Source organism: Allosphingosinicella sp. (assembly GCF_036570505.1).
GTDB lineage: Bacteria > Pseudomonadota > Alphaproteobacteria > Sphingomonadales > Sphingomonadaceae > Allosphingosinicella.
In genome coordinates, this window is sequence record NZ_DATCYB010000100.1 from 1 (window position 1) to 1,964 (window position 1,964).

Sequence of the window (1,964 nt, forward strand, 5' to 3'; positions counted from 1 at the left end):
AACCGTGCTGATCTCGGCGGCGGGACCGTCGGCGCGCACCGGCGCGGGGGCGTCGGCCCAGGCGATGTCGCGCTGCATCTCGACCACCCGCCAGGCGCCCGCCTCCTCGATCAGGTCGAGCTCGACGGGGCTGCCGTCGGGGCGCGTCCCCTCGACGTCGTAGAAAATCTTGCCATCGCGCTCCTTGCGCTCGGCCTCGGCGATTGTCATGCCGGGGACGCGTGCGAGCACGGCATCGCGTATGCCCGGAGGCAGGTCGGCTGCGGCAACCGTGCTGATCTCGGCGGCGGGACCGTCGGCGAGCACCGATTTTTCGGCCTCTGCGGTTTCGGGCGCCGCGGGCGCTTCGGCCTTGCCGCACGCCGCGAGGGACAGCATCACGGCCGTCGCCAGGAAGATTTGTTTTCGCATCGTCACTCTCCGTTCCGCCAACCGCTGCCAGCCTATCGGGGACGCGACGGCGAGTCGAGGCGTCCGCGTCCGGTCGGTGCCGGCGGCGCGACCCTGGGGTCCGGCACCGCCGCATATCTTTACCCAGCTCCAGCCAGGCAACAAGCTGTCAGGCGTGCGCACCGCTCTCTCCGCAAGGGGAGAGGAAGCTTTGCGCCCGCACAAATCTGCGCTAAGCGCCCGCACCATGACCGACGCTCCCGATTACCGCGATACCGTCTTCCTGCCCAAGACCGACTTTCCGATGAAGGCCGGCCTGCCGCAGAAGGAACCGGCGATTCTCGCCAAATGGCTCGAGGGCAATCTCGAAGCGCAGATTCGCGAAAGCCGCAAGGGCCGCGAGCAGTTCATCCTCCACGACGGACCTCCTTACGCGAATGGCGACATGCACATCGGCCACGCGCTCAACCATATCCTGAAGGACATGGTCGTCCGCACCCAGACGCTGAAGGGCAAGGACGCGCCTTACGTTCCCGGCTGGGACTGCCACGGCCTGCCCATCGAGTGGAAGGTCGAGGAGCAATATCGCAAGAAAAAGCTCAACAAGGACGAGGTTCCGGTCGAGGAATTCCGCGCCGAATGCCGCGCCTATGCCCAGCATTGGGTCGACACCCAGCGCGAACAGCTCAAGCGCCTCGGCATCGGCGGCGACTGGGATAATCCGTATCTGACGATGGATTATGAGGCCGAGGCGACGATCGTGCGCGAGCTGCTCAAATTCGCCGCCAACGACATGCTCTATCGCGGCGCCAAGCCGGTGATGTGGTCGCCGGTCGAAAAGACCGCGCTCGCCGAGGCCGAGATCGAATATGAGGATATCGTCTCGACCCAGATCGATGTCGCGTTCAAGATCGTCGAGAGTCCGATTGCCGAGCTGGTGGGCGCGCATGCCGTCATCTGGACGACGACGCCGTGGACGATCCCGGTGAACCAGGCTTTGGCCTATGGGCCGGAGATCGAGTATGTTCTGCTGTCCGTCACGGCGGACACGATAGGTCTTGGCGGGAGTGGCGACAAGCGCGTCAACGAAGTTCTGACGGCGGCAGGATATCCGTTCAATGTCAACCGCATCGCCAAGTTTCTTGTCGCTAAAGACTTGGCAACTTCTTTCGCTGATCGGCTCAACAAGGCAGCAAAGGCGCTCGACTTCGGTGACATCGACGTCGGCGCAATCGCTGTTCAAGAGTATATCGATCCATACTCGGACTTGGATGCCTCAATCGCAGGCTCCGACCTCGCCGGCACCGTCGCCCGCCACCCTATGCACCATCTCGGCGGCTTCTTCGCGCGCCCGCGCCCGTTCCTCGCGGGCGATTTCGTCACCACCGACAGCGGCACCGGGCTCGTCCATATGTCGCCCGACCATGGCGAGGACGACTTCGACCTGTGCAAGGCGAACGGGCTCGACCCCGTCTTCGCGGTCGAGGGCGACGGCAAATATCGCGAGGACTGGGGCTGGCTCGGCGGTCAGGGCAGCGTGATCAACCCGAAATTCAACGCCCCCGACGGCCCGA

At 64.7% G+C, this 1,964-nt stretch carries 2 protein-coding genes; one reads left to right on the forward strand and one right to left on the reverse strand.

From position 1 onward, the window contains the following. Nucleotides 1–411 (reverse strand): hypothetical protein (locus VIR62_RS12435; RefSeq protein ID WP_431871730.1); only part of this gene is annotated, 411 nt, incomplete at its 3' end. A gap of 226 nt (nucleotides 412–637) precedes the next feature. Here VIR62_RS12435 and VIR62_RS12440 point away from each other — a divergent pair. Next, a partial coding sequence (locus tag VIR62_RS12440; RefSeq protein ID WP_431871732.1) for a class I tRNA ligase family protein occupies nucleotides 638–1,964 on the forward strand: 1,327 nt, incomplete at its 3' end.